Annotated in this window: 19 protein-coding genes; 6 read left to right on the forward strand and 13 right to left on the reverse strand. The window is 67.0% G+C overall.

What is annotated here, in order from left to right; all coding sequences use genetic code 11:
• Window positions 1–13 precede the first annotated feature (13 nt).
• Both ahpC and FFS49_RS26330 read right to left on the reverse strand, forming a co-directional pair.
• Window positions 14–577 carry an alkyl hydroperoxide reductase subunit C gene (gene ahpC, locus FFS49_RS26325; RefSeq protein ID WP_011547973.1) on the reverse strand — a complete coding sequence of 188 codons (564 nt, stop codon included), beginning with the start codon at window positions 575–577 and terminating at the stop codon, window positions 14–16.
• 201 nt (window positions 578–778) lie between these two features.
• Complete coding sequence (locus tag FFS49_RS26330; protein ID WP_105816097.1) at window positions 779–1,675, reverse strand: LysR substrate-binding domain-containing protein; 897 nt, start codon at window positions 1,673–1,675, stop codon at window positions 779–781.
• A gap of 178 nt (window positions 1,676–1,853) precedes the next feature.
• Between FFS49_RS26330 and FFS49_RS26335 the strand changes: the two genes are divergently transcribed.
• From FFS49_RS26335 to FFS49_RS26345, 3 genes are read left to right on the forward strand one after another with little or no spacing between them, the layout of a single operon-like run.
• Window positions 1,854–3,020 carry a branched-chain amino acid ABC transporter substrate-binding protein gene (locus tag FFS49_RS26335; protein ID WP_039357197.1) on the forward strand — a complete coding sequence of 389 codons (1,167 nt, stop codon included), beginning with the start codon at window positions 1,854–1,856 and terminating at the stop codon, window positions 3,018–3,020.
• Between the two features lie 44 nt (window positions 3,021–3,064).
• Window positions 3,065–3,589 (forward strand): L-2-amino-thiazoline-4-carboxylic acid hydrolase, encoded by a 525-nt coding sequence (locus FFS49_RS26340; protein WP_039357194.1) that lies wholly within the window; start codon window positions 3,065–3,067, stop codon window positions 3,587–3,589.
• Window positions 3,582–4,847: a Zn-dependent hydrolase gene (locus FFS49_RS26345; RefSeq protein ID WP_105816096.1), complete on the forward strand. Its 1,266-nt coding sequence runs from the start codon at window positions 3,582–3,584 to the stop codon at window positions 4,845–4,847. Before FFS49_RS26340 ends, FFS49_RS26345 begins: the two co-directional genes overlap by 8 nt.
• 95 nt (window positions 4,848–4,942) lie before the next feature.
• On the opposite strand, the gene FFS49_RS26350 is transcribed toward FFS49_RS26345, so the two are convergent.
• The 11 genes from FFS49_RS26350 to FFS49_RS26410 form a co-directional block, all read right to left on the reverse strand.
• Complete coding sequence (locus FFS49_RS26350) at window positions 4,943–5,422, reverse strand: GNAT family N-acetyltransferase (protein WP_039357188.1); 480 nt, start codon at window positions 5,420–5,422, stop codon at window positions 4,943–4,945.
• Between the two features lie 34 nt (window positions 5,423–5,456).
• Window positions 5,457–6,290: a cytochrome c gene (locus FFS49_RS26355; RefSeq protein WP_105816095.1), complete on the reverse strand. Its 834-nt coding sequence runs from the start codon at window positions 6,288–6,290 to the stop codon at window positions 5,457–5,459.
• Window positions 6,291–6,714: 424 nt separating this feature from the next.
• Complete coding sequence (locus FFS49_RS26365) at window positions 6,715–7,983, reverse strand: hypothetical protein (RefSeq protein WP_105816093.1); 1,269 nt, start codon at window positions 7,981–7,983, stop codon at window positions 6,715–6,717.
• On the reverse strand, window positions 7,980–9,803 hold the full coding sequence (gene glmS, locus FFS49_RS26370; RefSeq protein WP_039357178.1) for a glutamine--fructose-6-phosphate transaminase (isomerizing): 1,824 nt from the start codon (window positions 9,801–9,803) through the stop codon (window positions 7,980–7,982). The genes FFS49_RS26365 and glmS overlap by 4 nt, the downstream gene beginning before the upstream one ends.
• A gap of 118 nt (window positions 9,804–9,921) precedes the next feature.
• The gene (locus tag FFS49_RS26375; RefSeq protein ID WP_105816092.1) at window positions 9,922–10,410 is read right to left on the reverse strand and encodes a Biofilm PGA synthesis auxiliary protein PgaD; all 489 of its coding nucleotides are present in this window, start codon (window positions 10,408–10,410) and stop codon (window positions 9,922–9,924) included.
• Window positions 10,388–11,659, reverse strand: a complete 1,272-nt coding sequence (pgaC, locus tag FFS49_RS26380; RefSeq protein ID WP_039357173.1) for a poly-beta-1,6-N-acetyl-D-glucosamine synthase — start codon at window positions 11,657–11,659, stop codon at window positions 10,388–10,390. The genes FFS49_RS26375 and pgaC overlap by 23 nt, the downstream gene beginning before the upstream one ends.
• Complete coding sequence (gene pgaB, locus FFS49_RS26385; protein WP_105816091.1) at window positions 11,656–13,755, reverse strand: poly-beta-1,6-N-acetyl-D-glucosamine N-deacetylase PgaB; 2,100 nt, start codon at window positions 13,753–13,755, stop codon at window positions 11,656–11,658. Before pgaB ends, pgaC begins: the two co-directional genes overlap by 4 nt.
• Window positions 13,756–13,770: 15 nt before the next feature.
• Complete coding sequence (pgaA, locus tag FFS49_RS26390) at window positions 13,771–16,479, reverse strand: poly-beta-1,6 N-acetyl-D-glucosamine export porin PgaA (protein ID WP_105816090.1); 2,709 nt, start codon at window positions 16,477–16,479, stop codon at window positions 13,771–13,773.
• A 105-nt stretch (window positions 16,480–16,584) separates the two neighbouring features.
• Window positions 16,585–17,385 (reverse strand): hypothetical protein, encoded by an 801-nt coding sequence (locus FFS49_RS26395; protein WP_105816089.1) that lies wholly within the window; start codon window positions 17,383–17,385, stop codon window positions 16,585–16,587.
• 62 nt (window positions 17,386–17,447) lie between these two features.
• The gene (locus FFS49_RS26400) at window positions 17,448–17,891 is read right to left on the reverse strand and encodes a hypothetical protein (RefSeq protein ID WP_105816088.1); all 444 of its coding nucleotides are present in this window, start codon (window positions 17,889–17,891) and stop codon (window positions 17,448–17,450) included.
• Window positions 17,892–18,591: 700 nt separating this feature from the next.
• Window positions 18,592–19,590 carry a LysR substrate-binding domain-containing protein gene (locus FFS49_RS26410; RefSeq protein ID WP_039357163.1) on the reverse strand — a complete coding sequence of 333 codons (999 nt, stop codon included), beginning with the start codon at window positions 19,588–19,590 and terminating at the stop codon, window positions 18,592–18,594.
• A gap of 590 nt (window positions 19,591–20,180) precedes the next feature.
• Between FFS49_RS26410 and FFS49_RS26420 the strand changes: the two genes are divergently transcribed.
• The 3 genes from FFS49_RS26420 to FFS49_RS26430 all read left to right on the forward strand — a co-directional run bounded on the left by FFS49_RS26420 (window position 20,181) and on the right by FFS49_RS26430 (window position 23,600).
• The gene (locus FFS49_RS26420; protein WP_039357160.1) at window positions 20,181–21,596 is read left to right on the forward strand and encodes a circularly permuted type 2 ATP-grasp protein; all 1,416 of its coding nucleotides are present in this window, start codon (window positions 20,181–20,183) and stop codon (window positions 21,594–21,596) included.
• A 64-nt stretch (window positions 21,597–21,660) separates the two neighbouring features.
• Window positions 21,661–22,602 (forward strand): alpha-E domain-containing protein, encoded by a 942-nt coding sequence (locus FFS49_RS26425; RefSeq protein WP_039357158.1) that lies wholly within the window; start codon window positions 21,661–21,663, stop codon window positions 22,600–22,602.
• Between the two features lie 8 nt (window positions 22,603–22,610).
• Entirely contained in the window at window positions 22,611–23,600 is a 990-nt protein-coding gene (locus tag FFS49_RS26430) for a transglutaminase family protein (RefSeq protein ID WP_105816087.1), read from the forward strand.
• Window positions 23,601–23,653: the final 53 nt, after the last annotated feature.

A 23,653-nucleotide genomic window follows, 5' to 3' on the forward strand; every position in this document is an offset into this window, starting at 1 on the left:
CGCGGCGCGATCGTCAGATCTTGCCGATCAGGTCGAGCGACGGGGTCAGCGTTTCCGCACCCGGCGTCCACTTGGCCGGGCACACTTCACCCGGGTGCGCCGCGATGTATTGCGCCGCCTGCACCTTGCGCAGCAGTTCGCCTGCGTCGCGGCCGATGCCGTTGTCGTGGATTTCGCACAGCTTGATCTCGCCTTCCGGGTTGATCACGAACGTGCCGCGCAGGGCCATCCCTTCTTCCTCGATCAGCACGTCGAAGTTGCGCGACAGCGTGAGCGTCGGGTCGCCGACCAGCGGGTACTTGATCTTGGCGATCGTGTCCGACGTGTCGTGCCATGCCTTGTGCGTGAAGTGCGTGTCGGTCGACACGCCGTAGATTTCGACACCCAGCTTCTGGAATTCCGCGTAACGGTCGGCGAGGTCGCCCAGCTCGGTCGGGCAGACGAACGTGAAGTCGGCCGGGTAGAACACGACGACGGACCACTTGCCCTTGAAGTTCTCTTCCGAGACGGGCACGAATTCGCCGTTGTGGTAAGCGGTTGCCTTGAACGGCTTGATTTGGGTGTTGATGATCGGCATCTGGACAATTCCTTTTCGTCAGGGGTGAGTGGAGTGTTGCCAGTATCCGGGTTCACCCTGAGCTTGTGAAATTGCTTGTTTCAATCCGGGGCATCGGGATTTTCTATCTGCTTCCGGCCCTTGATTGGGCGCGGCGTGCGCCGAAGGCGATTCGGGCGGCAGGGGGGCTGTACGTGCCTTCACCATTCCGAGCGGAGGTCCTCAAATCCCCGCCATCTTCCTCAACCACGCCGCCAGCCGCCTGGCTCCATCCGGCATGTCCGCGTCCTCGCGGGTGCACAGGTAGTAATTGCGCCCGTCGTCGAGCGCGTGATCGAACAGCTGCACGAGCTCGCCGTTCGCCAGTTCGCGCTGGACCAGCGGCGCGCGCAGCAAGGCCGCGCCGAGATCCGCGCGCGCGGCGCTCAGCGTGAGCTGGCCGTCCTCGAACATCGGCCCCACCGCATGCGACACATGCTTGACGCCCGCGCCCTGCAGCCAGTTGACCCACGTGCTGCGATCCTCGTCGTGCACGAGCGGCGCGCGCGCGAGATCGGCCGGCGTGCGAAACGGCCCGTGGCGGTTCAGGAACGACGGGCTGCACATCGGCACCATCGCGCCCGGCAGCAGCCGCTCGCAGCGGTAGCCGGGCCAGTCGCCGGTGCCGAAGCGGATCGACAGGTCCGATGCATCGCTGCGGTAGTTGCGGTGATGTGCATACAGCACCGTCACGTCGACGTCCGTGTTGTCGGCCAGGAACGCGTGCAGCCGCGGAATGAACCAGCCGATGCCGAGCAGCGGAATCAGGCTGATGGTGATCTGCCGCAGCGACGAGCGGTCGCGCACGAAACGCGTCGCGCTGCGCAGCACCGAGAACGCGGCGCTGATCGAGCGGTAGTAGTCGCGGCCTTCGTCGGTGAGGACAAGCAGTCGGCCCTCGCGCACGGTCAGCGGCGTCTGGATGAATGCTTCGAGCAGCTGCAGCTGATGGCTGACCGCCGAAGGCGTGATGTCGAGCTCGCCCGCCGCCGCGGTGACCGACCCGAGGCGCGCGAACGCTTCGAACGCACGCACCGCGCGCAGCGGCGGATCGTGCGGCAATTGTTCGATATTTTTCATGTATCGAATTTTATCGAAAAGTCAGGGTAAGCGACAACATGAAAATTTCCTGTATTTACAGTGATGTAGGTTAATGTGTCGGGAACGGCATAAGCATCCAACAATTGGATATTTGGGGTTTGGGTGCTCAATATTTAATATTTTTCATGTTTTGATTCGATCCACCGGTCCCCCGCACATGAAAATCGCATTTCTCCACGCCAGCCTCGCATTCTCGGCGGCCGCCCTGGTCGCCTCCGTTCCCGCGTTCGCACAATCCGCGCCGCAGACGATCCTGATCGGTCTCGCCGCGCCGCTCACCGGCCCGTCCGCGCGGATCGGCAAGGATCTGCAGAACGGCGCGCAACTCGCGATCGACGACGCGAACGCGAAGCATCCGACCATCGGCGGCAAGCCGGTGGTGTACAAGCTCGTCGCGGCAGACGACCAGTCCGATCCGCGTACGGCCGTCGCGGTTGCGCAGCAGCTCGTCGACCAGCACGTGATCGGCGTCGTCGGCCACTGGAACACGGGCTGCAGCGTGCCGGCGTCGCGCGTCTACCGCGATGCGGGCATCCCGCAGATCGCGCCGGCGTCCACCGGCCATCAATACACGCAGCAGGGCTATGCGACGGCCTTCCGCATCATGGGTCACGACGATGCGGGCGGCAATTTCACCGGCGCGTATGCGGTGAAGACGCTGAAGGCGAAGCGCATCGCGGTGATCGACGATCGCACGTCGTTCGGCGCGGGGCTCGCCGACCAGTTCATCAAGGGCGTGCAGGCGAACGGCGGCGCGATCGTCGATCGCCAGTACGTGAACGACAAGACGACCGACTTCAGCGGCGTGCTGACCGCGATCAAGGGCAAGCGCGCGGATCTCGTGTTCTTCGGCGGCCTGGATGCGCAGGCCGCGCCGATCTCGCGGCGGATGCGCCAGCTCGGCGTGAACGCACCGCTGCTCGGCGCGGGCGGCTTCGTGAGCCAGACCTTCCTGTCGCTCGCCGGCAAGGACGGCGACGGCGTGACGGCGCTCGAGCCAGGCCTGCCGCTCGACCGGATGCCGGGCGGCAAGGCGTTCGACACGCAATACCAGGCGCGCTTTCACGCGCCGATCGAGCTGCATGCGCCGTTCGCGTACGACGCGGCCGCCACGCTGATCGCGGCCGCGCAGAAGGCCGGCACGACGCAGCCGGCGAAACTCGTCGCGGCGGTGCATGCGATCGACCGGCCCGGCGTGACGGGGCGGGTCGCGTTCGATGCCGAAGGCAACCTGAAGGACCCGGCCTTCACGATCTACCAGGTGCGCGGCGGCAAGTGGGCCATCGTCGACGTGCTTGGCGGCTCGCGCACCGCGACCAAGTAAACGATACGGCGCGACACAGCGATAAGACAACCAAGACGATCCCCATGACCGAAGCCACCCAGACATCCGCCGCCGCACCCGAGGACACGCGCCTCGGGATCCTCGCGCGGCGCCGCATCGAAGCGGAAATCATCAAGCCGATCTACGAGATCATGAAGCGCGAGTTCGGCGCCGAGCGCGCGCAGGCCGTGATCGCGGAGGCCGTGCGCGGCGCGGCGGTGGATGCCGGCCGCACGTTCGCCGCGCAGGAACCGGACGGCACGAGCGTGAAGTCGTTCATCGCGCTGCAGGTGCTGTGGGAGAAGGACGATGCGCTCGACGTCGAGGTGCGGCGCGCGGACGACACGCATTACGACTACGACGTGCATCGCTGCAGCTACGCGGAGATGTATCACGCGATGGGGCTCGGCGAGATCGGCCACCTGCTGAGCTGCGCGCGCGACAGCTATTTCATCCAGGGCTATGCGCCGGACATCGCGCTCACGCGGACGAGCACGATCATGCAGGGCGGCAAGCGCTGCGATTTCCGTTACGCACGGCAAGCCGCGCCGGAGAACGGCGATGCGTGACGACAACACGATTGCTGAAAGCGTGAGCGCGCCGCGCGTCGACGGCGACCGCCTGTGGGCGTCGCTCGACCGGATGGCGCAGATCGGCGCGACGCCGAAGGGCGGCGTCTGCCGCCTCGCACTGACCGATCTCGATCGCGAGTCGCGCGACCTGTTCGTGCGATGGGCGCAAGACGCCGGCTGCACGGTGCGCGTGGACCGGATGGGCAACGTGTTCGCGCGCCGCGCGGGGCGCAACCCCGACGCCGCGCCGGTCATGACCGGCTCGCACGCCGATTCGCAGCCGACGGGCGGCCGCTACGACGGCATCTACGGCGTGCTCGGTGGGCTCGAGGTCGTGCGCGCGCTGAACGATGCGGGTATCGAGACCGAGCGCCCGATCGACGTCGTGATCTGGACCAACGAGGAAGGCTCGCGCTTCGCGCCGGCGATGGTGTCGGCCGGCGTGTTCTCGGGCGTCTATACGCTCGAATACGGGCTGTCGCGCACCGATGGCGCAGGCAGGACGATCGGCGAGGAGCTGGCACGGATCGGTTACGCGGGTGCCGAGCCCGTCGGCGGCTATCCGGTGCATGCGGCGTACGAGCTGCACATCGAACAGGGCGCGATTCTCGAACGGGCCGGCAAGACGATCGGCGTCGTGACGGCCGGGCAGGGGCAGCGCTGGTACGAAGTGACGCTCACCGGTGTCGACGCGCATGCGGGCACGACGCCGATGGAATTCCGTCGCGATGCGCTGGTCGGCGCCGCGCGGATGATCTCGTTCGTCGAGGTGCTCGGCCGCCGTTACGCGCCGTATGCACGTGCGACGGTCGGGATGATCGAGGCGCGGCCGAACTCGCGTAATACCGTGCCGGGCGGCTGCTTCTTCACGGTCGAATTCCGTCATCCCGATGATGCGGTACTCGACGAACTCGACGCGACGCTTCGCGCGGAACTCGCACGCGTGGCCGACGAAACGGGCCTCTGTGCGCAGATCGAGCAGATCTTCACGTATGCGCCGATCCCGTTCGCGCCGCGCTGCATCGACACGGTGCGTGACGCGGCCGAGGCGCTCGGGCTGTCGCACATGGATATCGTGTCCGGCGCCGGTCATGACGCGTGCTATGTCGCGCGCGTTGCGCCGACGGGGATGATCTTCGTACCGTGCGTCGACGGGCTGAGCCACAACGAAGCCGAATCGATTACGCCCGAGTGGGCGGCGGCGGGCGCGGATGTGCTGTTGCGTGCGGTGCTGCGGAGCGCGCAGGAACGCTGAGCTTGAGGGTGACGGCGGTGGCCCGGCGGAAAGGTGTTCGCCGGGCCGGGCCGGCCCGCGTTGCGTTCCGCCTGACGCTGCGCGCGCGGTTCGCGTCAGCCCGGCGGCGATTGCCGATCGATATACCGCCGCATCACATGGAACGCCGTATCGGTGCGCCCAGGCATCGTGATCGTCGCGTCATCGGCCGTGAAGCCGAGCTTTTCATAGAACCGGTACGCGGTTTCGCGTGCCGTGCACCACACGAGCGCGGCCCCGCGTGCCTCCGCGTGCCGCACGCAAACCTGCACCAGCACGCGCCCCAAGCCCATGCCGCGCACGGCAGGGTGCACGGCCATCCCGCGCAGCCGCCACGCCGGCCGTGCCGGGTCGTCTTCGCGCACCTCCTCGCAAAGCGATGCAACGGCGACGATGCCCGACGCATCGCGCACGCCGACGTGCAGCGTCGTCGGTGCAAGGTCGCCGGCCAGCGCGCTCGCATCCAGATCGCCATTCAGCAGGACCATTGCGCGGAGCGGGCGCGTCTGCGCGGCATCGATCGGTGCGATGGTGAACAGCGTGCTGCCTGACGTCATCAACGTTCCTTGAGTCATTCGATTCAGCCGCGCGTTACTGAGCGGCCTTGCGCCGCGCCATATACGCGAGATACGCGACGATCTGGTCGAGTTCTCGGTCGCTCAGCTGGTCGGGCGGAAATGCCGGCATGCTGCGGCCCGGCCAGTCGCGCACCGAGGCCGGGTTGCGGATATAGCGGCGCAGCGCGGCGGCCTGGAAGTAGTTGACCGGGTTCATCGGCGTGTTCAGGTCGGGGCCGGCATGGCTGCTGCCCGCGCCGTCGAGGCGATGGCAGGCGAGGCATTGCGTGACGAACAGGCGCTGGCCCGCGCGAGCCGGATCGTTCGCGGGCAGCGCGGCATCGACGGCGAGCGACGGCCAGCGCGCAAGCGGCGACGATTCGATCGTGATGCGCACGATCTGGTACGGCCACTGCTCGCCGCGCACCGACGATGCGCCCGGCCCGAGCCAGACCAGGTAGAACGGCCCGGCGCTGACCTGTTTGCCGGGCAGCTTCGGCCACGGATGCGCCGGATCCTCGATCGCAAGCCACGGAACGGCGCCGGCCGGCGTGCGGCGGCGCACGAGATCCAGCGGCAGTTGCGCGGCGAAGCCGTCGGCGGCACGGGTTTCGAGCACGCCGTCGGCCGGCAGGCCGTCGCCGAGCAGGTCGGCGAACGGCACCGCGCGGAAGGTCATGGGCTTGCCGTATGCGATGTCGCGCGGCACGTGGATGTCGGCGGCATCGGGGCGCGCGAGCAGCGTTTGCCGGGTGAGGGCGCGGGCCGTGCCGTCCGTCTCGAGTTCAAGCGCGGACTGCGCCGAAGCGCGTTGTCCGATCAGGCAGACCGTCAGCAGCAAAAGCGAAAACCACCGGCGCTTCAGCATTCTTTCTCCGGGAAGGGGCGTTCCGGCGGCGACCGGAGGGGCTGGCCGCGGCCGATGGAAGGAATCGGGCGACAGTCTATCCGGTACGCGCGGCGCTGGCGACTGCTGCGCGGGGATCGGGGCGGCGGTCATATGATCGGGCCGGCCGGCGGCAGCGCGGCTGGCGGCCGGCCCGCGAGAACGATGCGGCATTGCGGGCCGAGGTTGGAGCACGAAGGAGGGGAAGAGGCGGAAGGAGCGGAAGAGGCGGAAGAGGCGGAAGAGGCGGAAGAGGCGGAAGAGGCGGAAGAGGCGGAAGAGGCGGAAGAGGCGGAAGAGGCGGAAGAGGCGGAAGAGGCGGAAGAGGCGGAAAGGCCGGCAAGCCGGAACGAGAGCATGCAGGCCGGCCGCGCTCGCTGCGCCCCGGCTCGTTACCCGCCCGCCTTCAATGACTCGAACAAGGCGCTTCGCGCTTCGGCAACGGCGTTTCATGCGCCGGTTCGAAATCGGCTTCCCGTGTGCCCGACGGCGTCAGCGACACGAAATGCATCGCGTTGCCGCTCCCCGGGAAACCGGCGATACCGGTCAAACCCCACGGAATCGGCGAACGCTGCACGCCGCTCACTGAAATGTCCGCCGGCCCGAGCGCCAGCGTCAGCAGCCGCCCGTCGCGGATCGGCAGGTACGCGTGCGTGCCGGACACCCCGATGCCGGATTCGCGCACCGATGCCGGCAGGCAGTCGAGCGTCGCCGTGCGGCGGCCATCCGGCGCGATCAGCATCGCGACGCCGCGATCGTCCGCCGTCGTCGTGACGACGATGAAGCGGTCGATCTCCGGCACGTAAGCCGACGAATACACGTAGTACTGGATCGCGTCGTTCAGCGTCCCCAGCTTGTCCAGCTTTGCCGTGACCGGGTCGAACATCGCGTATTCGAGCGTCGCGTCCGTACTGCCTTCGATGTATTTCTGCCAGACGAGCAGCGCGGTATGCGGCGAGCCCGCGACGACGGGCCACCACTCGCGGCGGTGCGGCACGACCGCGACATGGTTCAGCACGCGCCCGGCCGCGTCGTAGGTCTTCACGTACACGCCGTTGCCGGTGCCGAGGTTGTCGACGCCGCCGCCGTCGATCCAGTCGGCCGAATAGAACACGACGAAGCGATCGGCCGCCGTGGCGACGTGCCCCGAGTGGCCGCCCGATTCGACGTCGTTCGGATAGGGCTTGATCGGCTTCAGGTCGCGGCGGTAGACGCCGTAGCGCTGGCTGACTTCCTGCGGCGCATTCCAGCCGTCCTCGAACGTGACGAAGATGTCGCCGCGCGCGTTCTGCGCGATCGACACGGGCTCCTGCGCCTCGGGGCGGCTGATGAACGTACGGACGCGCAGCAGGTGCGGCTTGCCGGGCAGCCATTCGCCGACGTACACGTCGTGCGGCCAGTTGCCGCTGCGCATCGCGCCGCGCGGCACGACCCCCGAGCTGCTGAAGAACACCCAGCGCTTGCCGTTGCCGGCGTCGGCCACGCCGATGCCGTGCATGAAGCTGCGCGGATCGACGGCCGGGTGAGCTGAAGGGGCGGCCTGCACGGTGACCGTATGCATGGCCGGCGCGGCGGCGCAGGCGGGCTGCATCGCCGTGACGATGCCGCATGTGCCGCACAGCGCGGCCGCGACGCACCGCGCGACCGCCTGTGCCGGGCGCGCGCGCGCCCTCATTCCACGGTCACCGATTTCGCGAGGTTGCGCGGCTTGTCGACGTCGGCGCCGCGCGCGCAGCCGACGTGATAGGCGAGCAGCTGCAGCGGAATCACGTTGACGATCGGCGACAGCAGGTCACCCGATTCGCGCACGCGGATCAGGTGCGTGTCGCGGTCGGCGTCGATTCCGAGCTGGTCGCCGGCCAGCACGTAGAGGCGTCCGCCGCGCGCGCGCACCTCGGCCATGTTGGATTTCAGCTTCTGGAACAGGCGGTCGTCCGGCGCGATCGTGACGACCGGCATCGCGCTCGTGACGAGCGCGAGCGGGCCGTGCTTCAGTTCGCCGGCCGCATAGCCTTCCGCGTGGATGTACGACACCTCCTTGAGCTTCAGCGCACCTTCCATCGCGATCGGGAAATGAATGCCGCGCCCGAGGAACAGCGCGTTCTCGGTGTGTGCGAACTTCGTGGCCCAGCCCATGATCTGCGTTTCGAGCGCGAGTGCGTGGCCGATGCGCTCGGGCAGCGCATGCAACTGCTTCAGGTGCAGCGCGACCTGCTTCGCGTCGAGCCGGCCGCGCAGTTGCGCGAGCGTCAGCGTCAGCACGAACAGCGCGACGAGCTGCGTCGTGAACGCCTTGGTCGACGCGACGCCGAGCTCGATGCCGGCCCGCGTCAGGAACCGCAGCGGCGCGGTGCGCGCGATCGTGCTGGTCGCCACGTTGCAGATCGCCATCGACAGTGTCTGGCCCATGTCGCGCGCCTGCTCGATCGCGCCGATCGTGTCTGCCGTCTCGCCCGATTGCGAAATGCCGACGACGAGCGTGCGCGGATCGGCCACCGTCTCGCGGTAGCGAAATTCGCTGGCGATCTCGACCTGCGCCGGCACGCCCGCGATGGCCTCCAGCCAGTACTTCGCAGTGAGCCCCGCGTAGTAGCTGGTGCCGCAGCCGAGCAGCAGCACGTTCCTCACGCGCGACAGCAGCGCGCGCGTGCCGTCGGCGGCGTCGAACAACGCCGGCGAAATCGTGTCGATGCCATCGAGCGTGCTGGCGATCGCCTTCGGCTGCTCGAAGATCTCCTTTTGCATGAAGTGCTGGTACGGGCCGAGCGCGGCGTCGCCCTCGCGCGCCTTCACCTGGCACAGCGGGCGCTGGGCCTCGTGCCCGCCCGAGTCGACAACGGCGATCCGGTCGGGCGTGATCAGTGCGACGTCGCCGTCTTCCAGGTAGACGAAGCGGTCGGTCAGGTCACCGAGCGCCGCGCAATCCGACGCGAGGTAGTTCTGTTCGGCGCCGATGCCGATCACGAGCGGCGAGCCGGCGCGCGCGGCGACGAGGCGCTGCGGCTCTTTCGCGCTCAGCACCGCGATCGCGTACGCGCCGTGCAGCCGCTTGACGGCGCGCACGACCGCGTCGAACAGGTCGTCGCGATAGAGGCTGTGGATCAGGTGCGCGATCACCTCGGTGTCGGTCTGGCCGCGAAACGTATAGCCGCGCTCCCGCAACTCCACGCGCAGCGCGTCGTGGTTCTCGATGATGCCGTTGTGCACGACCGCGATCGTGTCGCCGGACATGATCGGATGCGCGTTCATTTCGGACGGTGCGCCGTGGGTTGCCCAGCGCGTATGCGCGATGCAAGTCTGCGCTTCGAGGCCCAGCGTCAGCACGCGGGCCTGCAGGTCGGTCACGCGCCGCAACGTGCGTTCGCTGCGCAGGCGGCCGTCGTCCTGTACGGCAATGCCGCACGAATCGTAGCCGCGATACTCGAGCCTGCTCAGCGCGTTGACCAGTTGCGGCACCTGATTGTTCAGGCCGCTTGCTCCGACGATTCCGCACATGATTCACCTCGTCCACAAAAGGTTGCCGGTCTGCCGGCAAAATGCGGCAGCGCGGTATCTGGAGTGGCGCCGCGTCGCGCGAATGACATCCCGTGCGCAGCGGCGCGTCTCCGCTGACCTACTCGCGGGGCTGCGGCCCCGCGTGGGCTACCCATTCGATGCCGGAAATCGAACCGTTCGCGTCGTGCGACGCGACGAGAATGCGCGTCGTGCGTCGCGCGCCGCGCCGGCGGGCGCTTGCCAGCACGGTCGGCGGCACCGAGCGCGCCTTCGCGCTGGCCGAGCGTCGCAGCATTTTCGATACGCGCAGCCGGTAGGCGAGCGGATGCACGACGCGCCCGGCGATCAGCCACATGACGATGGTGCCCGCGATGAGCGCGATGCTGGTCGCGTAGAACACCATCTGTTCGATCGGCATCTCGGCCGGGTTGAACGGCAGCAGGTAGCGGTACGTGTAGATGCAGATCGATGCCCACACGGCGCCCACCAGCGCGGGCCGCAAGAGCCGGAACCAGACGATCAGCACGGACCCGACGACATGACCGCGTTCGGCGATCAGTTCGCGCGGTGTGCGCAGGGAAAGGTCAATAATCGGTGCGTTCTTCATGTTGAATGCCTCGGTCGGGGCTGACCCATACGGCCCGCTTGCCGCGGCCCCGCAGCACGACGGCAGGCAGGGCGACGACGGTGGTGATCATGCTGATCAGCCAGAAGGCGACGGGATACCAGATGGTGTCCAGGAAATACATCAGGAGTTTTTCGTCGTAACGACGATCGATCATGCTGCCGATGATCAGTTGCAGGATGCAGGTGGCGACCAGCAGCATGCCGTGCCAGTGCGGCACGACCGACACGTGCCAGTCTTGCGGCAGCGGGTACACGACATTGATGAGCGCGAGCAGCAGGATGAACGACATCGAGTACGCCCACGCGATGCCGATCAGGTACTCGGCGAACAGCGGCCACATCATCATCTGTGTCGGCCGCGCGAGCGTGCCCGCGTACTTCATCAGCACCTGGATGCCGCCCTTCGCCCAGCGCAACCGCTGCCGGTACAGGCCCTTCACCGTCTCGGGCATCAGGATCCAGCTCAGCGCGTGCGGCTCGTACACGACGCGCCAGTCGCGGCACTGCAGCTTCCAGCTGATGTCGATGTCCTCGGTCAGCATGTCCGAGCTCCAGTAGCCGACGTCGGCGAGCGCGGTCTTGCGGAACATCGTGATCACGCCGGATACCGTGAAGATGCGGCCGTACACCTGCTGCGTGCGCTTGATCAGCCCGACGATCGACGAGAATTCGCCGACCTGCATGCGGCCGAGCAGCGACGTGCGCGTGCGGATGCGCGGGTTGCCGGTCACGGCGCCGACGCCCGGATCGGTCAGGAAATGCTCGAGCATCCAGCCGATCGCGTCATGCGCGAGCAGCGCATCGCCGTCGATGCACAGCAGGTATTCCGCGTTCGACACGGCCGCCGCGGTCGTGAGCCCGACCGCCTTGCCTTCGTTGCGCGCGTGATGGATCACGAGCAACCGCGGGATTTCGACGGCCAGCTCGTTGAGGATCTCGCCGGTGCGATCCTTGCTGCCGTCGTTGACCGCGATGATGTCGTAGTTCGGATACTGCATCCGGTCCAGGTGGCGGATCACGCTGCGTGCGTTCGCGGCTTCGTTGAAGCAGGGCACGACGATCGAGATCTTCGGGATCCCGCTCGACGCGATCGTCCGCGTGGACACCTCGCGGCCTTCCTCGAGCAGGAAGTAGTGCACGACGCCGCCGATCATCCACAGGTACGACATGAAGAACGGGTAGTAGAAGACGAAATCCTGCAGGCGCTGGATGATGCTGTGGGTGGTCATGGCGTCTTCGTCCCCTGGGTTTTGTGCATCTGCATCAGCGCGTTGATCGAGGTCGGGTCGAGGCGCGACTTCAGCGACATCACGTCGCGCATCGCGTCGAGATCCGGCTGGTCGTTCAGGAAGTTGTCCGGGTAGTAGCCGAAATTCACCGCGCCCTCGCTGCGCAGCCGCCGCATCTGCGCGAGCAGCGTGCTGGCCGCCACGTCCTTGTGCGCATGCCAGTCGTACGACTGCAGTTCGAACACGGTGCGCTGCAGGCCGAGCTTCTTCGCACGGACGGCCTTCACGAGTTCGTCCATCCAGCCTTCGGGATCCTTCGCCTGCTCCATGTACGGCATCGCCATCAGCGCGACGTAGTCGTACGTGGCGAGGAAATCGTCGTAGTTCTGCGCGTACCACGCTTCCGATTCGGGCTTGAGCACCGGCATCGCGAAGATGTTGCGCGCGGTCAGCACGTCGCCCACGTTCTGGTGGGCCAGCACGACCTGCTGGAGCTGGCGGGTCAGGTCGATCAGGTAGCGCGACTTCTGCCGGGTCCAGCGTTTCAGCAGGTCGGGGTTCTCGCGGATCTTGCCGACGTCGGCCGGCAGCCCCCACTGCGAATAGATGCGCAGCGCGTGCCGGCCCGCATCCTCGTAGTCGTCGAGCACCGCGTCGTCGCTGAACAGGATGCCGCTGAACGACGCGTGCTTGCTGAGATCCTCGTAGACCTGCTGGATCATCAGCCTCGCATCCGGATCGAACGGGCTCAGCCGGAACGTGCGCGTGCCGTTCTCGCGGGCCGGCGCGCCGCCGTAGGCGCTCACGGCCTCGAGCCCGCGCAGCTTGTCGGCCGGCGGCCGGAACGCGAGCACCGGCATCCATGCATACACCTGCACGTTGGCGCGCGTGTTGAGCTGCCACGCGGCGCGCGAGAACAGGTCGGCGCGCATCGGCAGGTGCCGGTTCGGGAAATACACCGCTTCGGCCACGCCCGTGCCTTTCGGGTCCGCATACGCCTGCAGGTACACCGATTTCGGCTGCATCCGGTAGATGCGTTCGATCAGCTTGCCGAGATTCGCTTCCTGCCGCGCGGGGTCCGGATCGTAGACCTGGTCCAGGTCGACCTGCACGGTGCGCTCGGGCACGTCGACGTCGCCGCGGTTCGACGCCGGCTCGCGCATCGAGCGCTCGAACCCGCCGATGTCGACGTCGTACATCATCAGGATCCGCCGCAGCCGGTCGAGCGGCACGTCCGGCGTATTCGGGCCGGCATCCAGGCTGAACTGGATGTCCATGCCGAGCGATGTCGAGATCTGGCGCACGGGCTGGTTTTCCGCGCCGTACGGCCACACCATCGAGCGAGCGACGATGCCGGTGCGTTCGCGGATCTGCCGCACGCACGTCTGCAGGTCGTCGTGCACGCGTGCGTGGAATTCGGCGTCGGTCTCATAGCGTTTCTGGTCTTGCAGGTACAGATGCGACGTGGTTGCCGGCAACTCGTTGCCTTGCGGATTCGCGACCGCGCCGTGATGGAGGTTGTGCGTGTGGCAGCCGAGCTCGACGAATTCCGACTGCCCGAGCTTCTTCACCTCGTCCCACGACAGGAAGTAGTCGCGCGGCACCTGGACCTTGTCGCTGATGCGGATCGGCGTATCCGGCGGCGTATCGATCCACGCGGTGACGAGGCCCATCACGGCCGGATACTTGAAGCGCTCGAGCAGCGGCAGCACCTTCGTGTAGTGGCTGCGAAAGCCGTCGTCGAACGTGAGGAGCACCGCGCGCGGCGGCAGCGGCTTGCCGCCGTGCCGCGACTCCTCGATCTGCTTGACCGTGATGGTGTGGTAGTTGTTGGTCTGCAGCCACGAGAAGATCGCGGTCAGCGTGCCGGTATCGACCGCGAACGGGTCGATCAATGCCGACGCCGACTTCGACGAAAACGACGCCATCAGGTTGTCGCGCACGTCGTGCATGCAGATCACGCGAAACGTCTTGCCGTCGGCCGGATCGGACGGCGGCAGCAGGTCGATCATCCTGGCGTTGGTCACGCCGGGAAACAGCGAACAGGCGGCAAATGTACCGAGGCATCCGCACATGAAGGTCCGTCTGGTTTGCATTACCCGATCTCCTTGCTAGAACGGCAGGTTGACCGACATGAAGCCGGTTTCGGAGCGCTCGCGCTGGCCGTCGTAGGCGTGGCTGCTGACCTCCACGCCATAGCTCAGCGTGATGTCGTGCTTGAACGTCCATGCGTGCTCGAGGCGCGCGCTCCACAGCGCGCTGGTGCCGAAGCCGCGCTCGTTGTACATGCCGCCCGACACCGAGACGCGCTGCTGCAGCCCCATGTCGCCCTTCTTCCACAGCGTCAGCTGGTGCATCACGGTCGCCGCGGCCGCATAGTCGCGGCCCGGGCTGAAGTAGGGCGCGTTCGTGCGCGTGTTGCTGTCGGTGCCGAGATCCAGCGATACGTTGACCTGCTGGGTGGCGCTCGTGTACACGCGCTGCGTGGCGGTTGCCGCGATTTCCTGGTGCACGTTCGAATCGCTGTAGCGGCTCACGCCGTAGCTCAGCTTGACCTCGCGACGGTCGTTCTGGCGATACACGACCGAGACGTTCGCCGAGCGTCCCCAGATGTGGGCGGCGTACGCCTTCCACGGCAGCGAGTTGTCGTTGGAGTCGAGCGCGCCGCTGACGGTCCAGTAGTCGTTCAGCGCGTACGCGATCGATCCGCGGCCGCCCGTTCGTCCGTCCCCGCCGAGCGAGCGCGTGACTTCGCCCAGCACGGTGAGCGGCCCGTGCCGGTAGTCGCCGCCGACGCCCGTGCGTGTGCGGCTGACGCTGCCGCCGTCCGTTTGCGCATGGCCGTAGAACGTATGCGCGAAGACCCGCCAGTTGTCGCCGAACGGTTGCGAATAGATGTAGCTGTCCGACGTGAAGCTGTTGTCGGCCAGTGCGCTGTTGCCGTGCTCGAAGCTCAGGTCGGTCGTAAACACGGGGCTGCGGTACGCCTTGTAGTCGCGCTTGAAGCCCCGCACGGCGCCGCTGTCGGGGAACGTGTTGTCCAGCGTCTGGTCGACGCTCTTCGCGGTCGCATAGTCGTCGGCCGTGAGCGACGCGCGGCCGAGGCCCGCGAGCATCTCGACGCTGTCGGGGTGGTCCGTCAGCGACGCGCGATACATCGCGATCGCCTGGCGCGGATGCGACTGGCCGGACACCGCGTCGGCGTGCGCGGCGCGGATCTCCGCGTTGAACGGCACCTGTTTCTCGAGTTCCTCGAGCGCGACGATCCCTTGATCGGCGTGGCCCGTGAAGATCAGGTATTGCGCGCGCAGCCGGTAGTAGCGCAGATAGTCGCTTTCTCCCGGACCGACGCTGGTCACCTCCTTGGCAGGCGGCAGCGACGCGCCCATGTCGTCGAGCGCCTTCTTCGCGTCCGCCGCGCGACCCTGGTCGACGTACGACCAGAACAGCCCTTCGCGCAATTCGATCGGACGCGTGCGCTCGCCGTACTGGAAGCCGCGGGTCGCGCGATCCGTCGGCGACGCAGTCGCCTGCTTCAGCGCGCGCTGGTACACGGCGTTCGCCTTGCCCGGTTCGCTCAGGTACAGGTATGCGTCGCCCACGGCTGCCAGCGCGTCGATCGAGATTTCCGCGTTGGATGGAATCGTCTCGAACGTCGCGACGGCCTGCTTCATGTCGCCGCGTGCCGCAAGGGCGACCGTCCGGTCGCCTGCGAGCGCAGTCCTGACCGGCGTGTACTCGGGCGTGGCCGGCGTCCGCTTGTCGAGGTCGTCTGCGGCGCGCAGCGCGTTGTCGATCCCGTCGAAGCGGTCGGCACTCGTCATCGAGCGCGACTTGTCGCGTCCGCCGCGCACCTGCTGGCGAATCGACAGTTCTTCGAGTTGCGCGATGTCGACGGCGGAGAACGCATCGGGCCGTGCCTTCGCTTCATCGAGCGCCTTGACCGCGCCGCCGCTCGCCGCGAGGCCGAACACGTCGTTGCGCACGGTCTCGACGTCGGCGGTACGCAGATTCGGCGCGTGGGCGTTCGGCGTTTCGACGTCGGGCCCCTGCGATCGCTGTGTCGGCTCGCCGGGTAGCTGGGCGCCGGGCGTCTGCGAGTTCGGCGCCGGGGAAGACGGCGGCGGCGAGCCAGGCATCTGGGGAACGGGCGCGGGCGAGTTCGGCATCGGCGTGCCGGAGACCTGCGCGGTTTGCGTCGGCGCAAGCGGCGGCGTGGCGGGTGCGGCTCGTTCGATCTTCGGCGCGGGGGCCGAAGGCGGCGCGATCGGCGCCGGCGAAGGGGATGCGGACGTGTCGGACGTCGTCGAAGCGGGAGGTGTCGGTGCTTCGGGCGGGCGGGCGTTCTCGGCCTGAGCAAGCAGCATCGGCGCTGTCGGTGTCTGCACGACCGGCGCCGGCTTATTCGTCGTATTCGCCGTATCCGGCGATCGCGCACCCGGCACGGCGGCGCTCGATTGCGGCGCCTCCGGTTCCACCACGACCGTGGTCGGCAGGGTCGGCGGCTGCGGGTTCGAGGCTTGCGCGATCTGCATCGACGCATCCGAAGCCCGCGCGATCGGCGTCGGCGCATGAGGGGGCGGGACGACCTCGGCCTGGGCAATCTGGATCGACACGACCGTCGGCTGCACATCGCGCGGCGCCGCATCCGGAGCGCCGTTGGTCCCGGCGAATTCGTCGATGCGCCGCGCTTCCGGATCGCCGTCGGCGGAGAAGCAGGGGCCTGACGCGACGAGCAGCAACACCAGCGGCGCATGCAGGAGGAGCCGTCGGCTGGACGGAGTGACGGTGGTGCATTGTTGTTTCCGATTGTTGTCCACGAGGTGGCCTCCTTTCGAAACGATCACATCGGTTGCCCGCCTGACGACGCAGGTCGTCGTGCGTCGCGCGGCCGGGCCGCGCGTGCCCGGCGTTGCGGACCCGGCTTACAGCCGGTTGCGGATCGCCTGACCGAGCAATGCACGCGATTCGCTGTTCGTCGGGTCGATCGCGAGCGCCCGGCTCGCGTTCTGCTCCACACAGTTCCATTCGTCGATCACCGCGCACGAGCGCGCCTTCGCCAGCGCACGCGCGCTTTCCAGTTCCGCGTGCGTGACGCTTGCCGTCTGCATGCGCGCCGTGTCGTTGCCATACGGCCGGGGCCTGGGCGTGAAATCCATGCGCCGGCTCGTGCCTGCCAGCGTTTCGGTGCGCTGCGCACGTTGCGCGGCACCGTGCCGCGTGGCGGCGCGGCCGTAGGCCGACGCCCCGTGCGTACCGGCCGCGAGCGTCACGGGCGGCGCATGCGGCGATTGCCGGTGTTTCGCGACGGCACGGGGGGCGGGCTGCGGCGCGGCTTGCGGTTCGACCGCGAGCGTGACGGGCGGCACGGTGGACACCTCGCGCGCAGCCGACGTCGACGCGACCTGAGGCGGCGCGGGCGGCGAGGCCTGCGTGCGTGCCGGGGCCGGGCGGGGCTCGGCCGATGTTCCGGGCGTACCGGTTGCGGTTGCGCGCGAGGCAACGGTCATGATCGCCTGGCGGGTTTTCCCGACGGCGGTTCCGATCGCGCCGGAGATGTCGTGCGTCACGCTCGCATGGCCGACCGTCGTGTCCCGTTCGGCGTACGCGAAGATGCCGAAGATCGCGGCGAATGCGGCGAAGCTGAGCGCCGCATTCTTTCCGGGACCCCAGGAGGGTTTCGGCTGGTGGGCGGGCGAGCCGTCCTGTCGTTCTGCACGAGTCATTCATGTCTCCTCGATTCGATACGGTGTGGTGTAAGACGTGATGGGGTGCGCTCAGGTGGCGCTCACCATTTCAACTGTGTGGTCAGCGCACCCGTTTCGACGATCGCGAACTGGGTCGCGCCCTGATAGGTTCCTTCGACCCGGTAGCTCGCATCGGGCACGCTGAACAGGCAACGCGACCCCGAGGCATTGAATTCGACGAGCACGCGGCCATGTCTGCGCAGGCGCACCTGGACGTTGGAGAGCGGCTGCCCCGTCTTGGCCGAAGCAAACGACACGCCCAGGTTGTACGGCCGTCCGTCGGGCGGCAGCGGTGCGGTACCGTCGATCCGCGCATCGCCGCAGATGTACGAAATGACGTAGCGATCCGCACCCGGGCCGGATGCGGGTGCGGACGCGGACGCGGGTGGCTGGGACGCGAGCGTCTGGGCCATCGCATTCATGCAGAGCGTCGAGAGGAAGACGCTCAGGAAAGGGCGAGCCTGCTGTCGAAACGAGGAAGACATTGCAACCTCCCGTCCGGAATCAATGGCGAGCATTTATTCCGAGTCAGATTTGCCAACGTTCTTTTTGCGACACGCTATTGATACACGATGGGTTTTGAACCAACAACCGCGTGTGGCCCGAATGGGACGGCGTTAAATGTCCTATTTAAATAGGATAACGACGGATTCGTATGACTCTCTTACCTATGAAGAAAGTCGATATTGCCGAATATGAATATTGCTATTCGGTAGGGATGATCCAGCACGCATTGAATCACGTCGGACGTATCGACATTAGTGCCGAAAAATAACGACTGATAAAAGGAATTTTTGCGACTGTGTTCCGGGGAAATTGATATCGAACCGGATACAGGTCGCGCGATATGAAATGCGGCGGAGGCGTTTCTGGTATTTTAGATTGTTACAGGTAAATCGAAACTTTTAATTTGTTCTGTAACAGGGTATTTCTGCCCAGATAATCAGACGGAAAATGCCGGTGTGCTGCGTCGGACGTAAAAACTTCATGTTCGGAATGCAAACGATTGCGATTCATCTGATATCGATTCCGCGTCCGGCGCGGTAATTCTTCAGGCCAAAGCGGGATCGTTGCGTGCTACCGGGAAGCGGCCCGACGCGAATGGACGCGCACACCGGATTGCCGCAAACCGCACTTGCGTTCGCGTCGTCCGCGAGAACGACGCGAACGACGCGAACGCGACGATCAGCGGCTGCCGCCCGCGCTGCGCCGTGCGATGCGCATCGCCGGCGCGGCCGCGGGTTCGGCCGGGCCGGCTGCATCGTCGACCGCCGCGCGCGGCCGGTTCATGATGTAGGTCCACAGTTGCTCGGCCGCGAGCCCGCGCTTGCGGGCCGACCGGTACAGGCGGATTTCGAGCTCGGTGATCCAGTCGCCGGAACCCGCGCATACGAGCGTGCCGTCCGCGAGTTCCTTCGCGACGCAGCTTTCCGGCAGCCAGCCGATCCCGTGCCCGGCCACGACCATGCCCTTCAGGGCCTCGGACATGTGCGTCTCGAAGCAGCGGTGCAGCACGTACGGCTCGGTGGCATTCAGCAGCAGCATCTCGACGATGTTGCCGAGAAACGCGCCCGACGAATACGCGAGCAGCGGCAGCGGTGCATCGGGGGTGCCCGGCAACTGGAACACGGGCTTGCCGCGCGCATCGGGTGTCGACACGGGCAGGATCCGTTCGACGCCGAGGCTGACGAACGGGAAGTGGTTCGGGTCGAGCACGATCGGCAACTGCGGATGGTGATAGCCGAGCAGCAGGTCGCATTCCCCTTCGACGAGCTGCTGCACGCCTTCCGGCACGTTCACCGCGTTGACGCGCGCGGTGACGTGGCCGACTTCGCCGTTGAGCTGCTTGAGCCACTCGGGAAACAGCGTGAAGACGAGCGTGTGGGCCACCGCGAAACGCACGACCTGGTCGCTGGCCGCGAACTGGTCGTAGCCGTTCACGAGATTGCGTGCCGCATACATGCTGCGCAGGATGTCCGCGGCGAGCCCGCGGAACATCTGGCCGGCCGGTGTCAGCGTGATCGGGTTGATGCTCCGGTCCACCAGCTTCGCGTCCATCCAGGTTTCGAGCGCAGCTATTCGTCTGCTGAATGCCGACTGCGTGAGGTGCCGGTTACGCGCGGCCCGGGAAAAGCTCTTGGTATCCGCAAGGCTCAGGAAATCTTCCAGCCACTTTGCTTCCATTTCGATCTTCGCTTTTTATAGTCGGGCGCCTGAAAGGCGGCGGCACCGTTTGCTGCACGAACTTTCTAGCGTACCGCGCCTCGCGCCGGTCGGGCCGATGTTTTTTTTCGATGGGTGTCAGTCGAAATATGCATGGGCGTTGTCGGCGGGATTACGGCTGCATAGCGTTGAGGTGCCGGACCCGGCTAACCGGACAGTTCATCGCGTCGAACTGCCGGTGCGGCCGCAGACGGTACTTCCCCCCAGGGCCGGTTGCGCCGTGCGCGTACCGGCCCGCCTTCATGGCAGCGGTCCCGTGCCCGGTCGCGCCGTTTTTTGTGCAGTGCAGATTGCACATTCGTGACACGCGGGAGAACTATGTTCGGAAGACGCGGCGCAGCATGAACCGTGCGCGCTGGCGACGCACCGTCGTCGCCCGTCGCGCCGGGCGCTGCACCGTGATGGTGCGCAATGCCGCGCGGGTGTGCCCGGCGCGGCGCAAAAACGGGGGGATATCGAGGGGTCGAGCAAGGCACGTTCCTTGCAAAGCATTCAGTACGCCGGTCCGGCATGCGCAATGCCGGGGAAAACGATCGATGGAGAAAAGATCGATGAAGCCATTCGATGAAATGCTGCAATCCGGCGACATGGTAAGGGCGCCCTACGCGCGCCTGAAGCAGTGGCTCGACACGCAGAATCCCGCGAGCCTCGCCCAGAAGGCCTACGACGCGGAAGGCGTGTTCCGCAAGACGGGCATCACGTTCGCCGTCTATGGCGACGCGGAGGCGGCCGAGCGGCTGATTCCGTTCGACATCGTCCCGCGCATCATCTCGGGCGCCGAATGGAGCCGCCTGTCGCTCGGCATCGAGCAGCGCGTGATGGCGCTCAACGCCTTCCTCGACGACATCTACCACCGCCAGGAAATCGTCCGCGCGGGCATCGTGCCGAAGCACCTGATCGCGCACAACGAAGCGTTCATCCCGGAGATGATCGACTTCCGGCCGCCCGGGAACGTTTACACGCACATCATCGGCGTCGACATCGTGCGCACCGGCGAGAACGAGTTCTACGTGCTGGAAGACAACGCGCGCACGCCGTCCGGCGTGTCGTACATGCTGGAAAACCGCGAGACGATGATGCAGCTCTTCCCGGAGCTGTTCCAGCAGGTGAAGGTGCGCCCGGTCGAGACCTATCCGCAGATGCTGCGCCAGTCGCTCGCGGCCGTGTGCCCGCCAGGCGGCAACGCCGACAACCCGACCGTCGCCGTGCTCACGCCCGGCATCCACAATTCCGCGTACTACGAACATTCGTTCCTCGCCGACCAGATGGGCGTGCATCTCGTCGAGGGCAGCGACCTGCAGGTGATCGACGGCCGCGTCGCGATGCGCACGACCGAAGGCTTCCAGCCGATCGACGTGCTGTACCGCCGCGTCGACGACGCGTTCCTCGATCCGCTCACGTTCCGCCCCGATTCGGTGCTCGGCGTCGCGGGGATCATGGACGTCTACCGCGCGGGCAACATCACGATCGCGAACGCGCCCGGCACCGGCATCGCCGACGACAAGGCGATCTACTCGTACATGCCGGAGATCGTCGAGTTCTACACGGGCCGCAAGGCGCTGCTGGAGAACGTGCCGACCTGGCGCTGCGGCGAAGCCGACAGCCTGAAATACGTGCTCGACCATCTCGACGAACTGGTCGTGAAGGAAGTGCACGGCTCGGGCGGCTACGGGATGCTGGTCGGGCCGTGCGCGTCGAAGGCCGAGCTCGAAGCCTTTTCCGCGAAGCTGCGCGCGCGCCCCGCGAACTACATCGCGCAGCCGACGCTCGCGCTGTCCACGACGCCGATCCTGACCGAAGCCGGCCTCGCGCCGCGCCACGTCGACCTGCGGCCGTTCGTGCTGGTGTCGGACCGGATCCGCATCACGCCGGGCGGGCTGACGCGCGTCGCACTGAAGGAGGGATCGCTCGTCGTCAACTCGAGCCAGGGCGGCGGCACCAAGGACACCTGGGTGCTGGCCGACTGAGCCGGACGCGACCGCGCGCCCCGCGATCGGGGCGCCAACCGAACGAAGACGGAGTGGACACGAGATGCTTCTGGGACGTACTGCAAGCGGCCTCTACTGGATGTACCGCTATATCGAGCGCGCGGAGAACATCGCGCGCATCGTCGATGCCGGGCTGCGGATGGCGCTCACGCGCACGTCCGACGCGCCGGCCGAATGGTCGTCGGTGCTCGTCAGCTCGGGCACGGACGAAGGCTACCGGCAGAAATACGACGCGTATGCGGCCGATACTGTGACCGACTACCTGCTGCGCGACCGCGACAACCCGTCGAGCGTGCTGTCGTGCATCGAGGCCGCGCGCTCGAACGCGCGGATGGTGCGCACGGCGCTCACGCGCGAGGCATGGGAGAGCGTGAACGGTGCGTGGCTCGCGCTGACCCGCGCGCTCGCGCAGCCGGTGCCGGAGAGCGAACTGCCGGCCGTGCTCGACCAGGTGAAGCGCGAAACCGCGCTCATCCTCGGCAGCTTCTACAGCACGATGCTGCGCAACGAGATCTTCGATTTCGCGCAGATCGGCGCGTTCGTCGAGCGCGCCGACAACACCGCGCGGATCATCGACGTGAAATACCACCTGCTGCTGCCGTCGGTGTCGCACGTCGGCACGATCCTCGACAACTACCAGTGGGAGACGATCCTGCGCTGCGTCGCCGCGCACCGTTCGTACCGCTGGGTGTACGACGTGCAGTACAAGCCGATGAACATCGCCGACTACCTGATCCTGAACGGCCGCATGCCGCGTTCGCTGCGCTATTGCTACGGGCGCGTCGTCTCGAGCCTGAACCTGCTCGCGAAGGATTACGGCGTGACACACCCGTGTCACGACACGGCCACGAAGATCCTGCAAATGCTGTCCGACACCTCGGTCGAGCGGATCTTCAAGAGCGGCCTGCACGAGTTCCTGACCGACTTCATCGGCCGCAACAACAGCCTCGGGCTCGAAATCGCCCAGGCCTACAACTTCGACTGAGACTTGCCATGCGACTCGCCATTCGACACATCTCGCGTTATCAGTTCGACGATCAAGCCACCCATGCACTGCAACGGCTGCGGCTGCGCCCGCAGTCGGGCCCCGGGCAGACGGTGCGCGCGTGGCAGGTCACGATCGACGGCGTCGAGCCGTCGCTGTCCTATGCCGACGGGCTCGGCAACCGGATCGACCTCGTGCGGCACGACCGCGGCGCGAAGGCCGAGATCGTCGTGATCGCGGCCGGCGTCGTCGAGACGCAGGACCGCGCCGGCATACTCGGTCATCCCGAGGGCTATGCGCCGCCGTGGATCTTCGAGCGCGAAACGGCGCTGACGAAGGCGGGCGACACCGTGCGCGCGCTGGCGCAAGCGTTGCCGATCGAGCCGCGCAGCCTCGACGCGCTGCACTGGCTGATGACGGAAGTGCACGACCGCATCGCGTATGCGCCGAACCTGGCCGCCGACGCCCCCGTCGACGCGGAAACCGCGCTGCAAAGCGGCGAGGGCACGAGCCGCGACCATGCGCATGCGTTCATCGCGGCCGCGCGCGTGCTGAAGATTCCCGCGCGCTACATCTCGGGCTACGTGCTGGCGGACAGCGCGATGCAGCGCATCGCCGACGCGAAGCAGAACGCGGGCGACGTCGAGGAGGAAGAAGCGCTCGCGCTGCAGAGCGGCGAGGGCATGCAGCAGGTGCTCGGCGCGTCGCATGCCGCGCAGTCGCAGTCGCAGTCGCAGGGGATGCCGCAGCCGGCGCACGGCGCGCAGCCGCAGGCGGCCGGGCTGATGCAGCAGCCGGCCGGCCATGCGTGGGCCGAGGCCTATGTCGAAGGGCTGGGCTGGGTCGGATTCGATCCGTTCATGAATCGCTGCCCGGACGAGCGCTACGTGCGCATCGCGGTCGGCCTCGACTATCGCGACGCGCAGCCGGTGACGGGGCTCGGCGCGACGGCCGTCGGTGTCGAGATCAGCGTCGTGCAGACGCCCGAGCTCGTCTGACCTCGCGCACGCTTTCGCCGAATCCGCCAGGCCGGGGCGCCGCGTCGCATCGA

This window comes from Burkholderia sp. 4NA327C6 (assembly GCF_005502655.1).
GTDB classification, from domain to species: domain Bacteria; phylum Pseudomonadota; class Gammaproteobacteria; order Burkholderiales; family Burkholderiaceae; genus Burkholderia; species Burkholderia contaminans.

Coding starts and splice junctions, on each gene's coding strand:
- ahpC (WP_011547973.1), bottom strand. CDS start 577: ATGCCGATCATCAACACCCAAATCAAGCCGTTCAAGGCAACCGCTTAC.
- FFS49_RS26330 (WP_105816097.1), bottom strand. CDS start 1,675: ATGAAAAATATCGAACAATTGCCGCACGATCCGCCGCTGCGCGCGGTG.
- FFS49_RS26335 (WP_039357197.1), top strand. CDS start 1,854: ATGAAAATCGCATTTCTCCACGCCAGCCTCGCATTCTCGGCGGCCGCC.
- FFS49_RS26340 (WP_039357194.1), top strand. CDS start 3,065: ATGACCGAAGCCACCCAGACATCCGCCGCCGCACCCGAGGACACGCGC.
- FFS49_RS26345 (WP_105816096.1), top strand. CDS start 3,582: ATGCGTGACGACAACACGATTGCTGAAAGCGTGAGCGCGCCGCGCGTC.
- FFS49_RS26350 (WP_039357188.1), bottom strand. CDS start 5,422: ATGACGTCAGGCAGCACGCTGTTCACCATCGCACCGATCGATGCCGCG.
- FFS49_RS26355 (WP_105816095.1), bottom strand. CDS start 6,290: ATGCTGAAGCGCCGGTGGTTTTCGCTTTTGCTGCTGACGGTCTGCCTG.
- FFS49_RS26365 (WP_105816093.1), bottom strand. CDS start 7,983: ATGAGGGCGCGCGCGCGCCCGGCACAGGCGGTCGCGCGGTGCGTCGCG.
- glmS (WP_039357178.1), bottom strand. CDS start 9,803: ATGTGCGGAATCGTCGGAGCAAGCGGCCTGAACAATCAGGTGCCGCAA.
- FFS49_RS26375 (WP_105816092.1), bottom strand. CDS start 10,410: ATGAAGAACGCACCGATTATTGACCTTTCCCTGCGCACACCGCGCGAA.
- pgaC (WP_039357173.1), bottom strand. CDS start 11,659: ATGACCACCCACAGCATCATCCAGCGCCTGCAGGATTTCGTCTTCTAC.
- pgaB (WP_105816091.1), bottom strand. CDS start 13,755: ATGCAAACCAGACGGACCTTCATGTGCGGATGCCTCGGTACATTTGCC.
- FFS49_RS26395 (WP_105816089.1), bottom strand. CDS start 17,385: ATGACTCGTGCAGAACGACAGGACGGCTCGCCCGCCCACCAGCCGAAA.
- FFS49_RS26400 (WP_105816088.1), bottom strand. CDS start 17,891: ATGTCTTCCTCGTTTCGACAGCAGGCTCGCCCTTTCCTGAGCGTCTTC.
- FFS49_RS26410 (WP_039357163.1), bottom strand. CDS start 19,590: ATGGAAGCAAAGTGGCTGGAAGATTTCCTGAGCCTTGCGGATACCAAG.
- FFS49_RS26420 (WP_039357160.1), top strand. CDS start 20,181: ATGAAGCCATTCGATGAAATGCTGCAATCCGGCGACATGGTAAGGGCG.
- FFS49_RS26425 (WP_039357158.1), top strand. CDS start 21,661: ATGCTTCTGGGACGTACTGCAAGCGGCCTCTACTGGATGTACCGCTAT.
- FFS49_RS26430 (WP_105816087.1), top strand. CDS start 22,611: ATGCGACTCGCCATTCGACACATCTCGCGTTATCAGTTCGACGATCAA.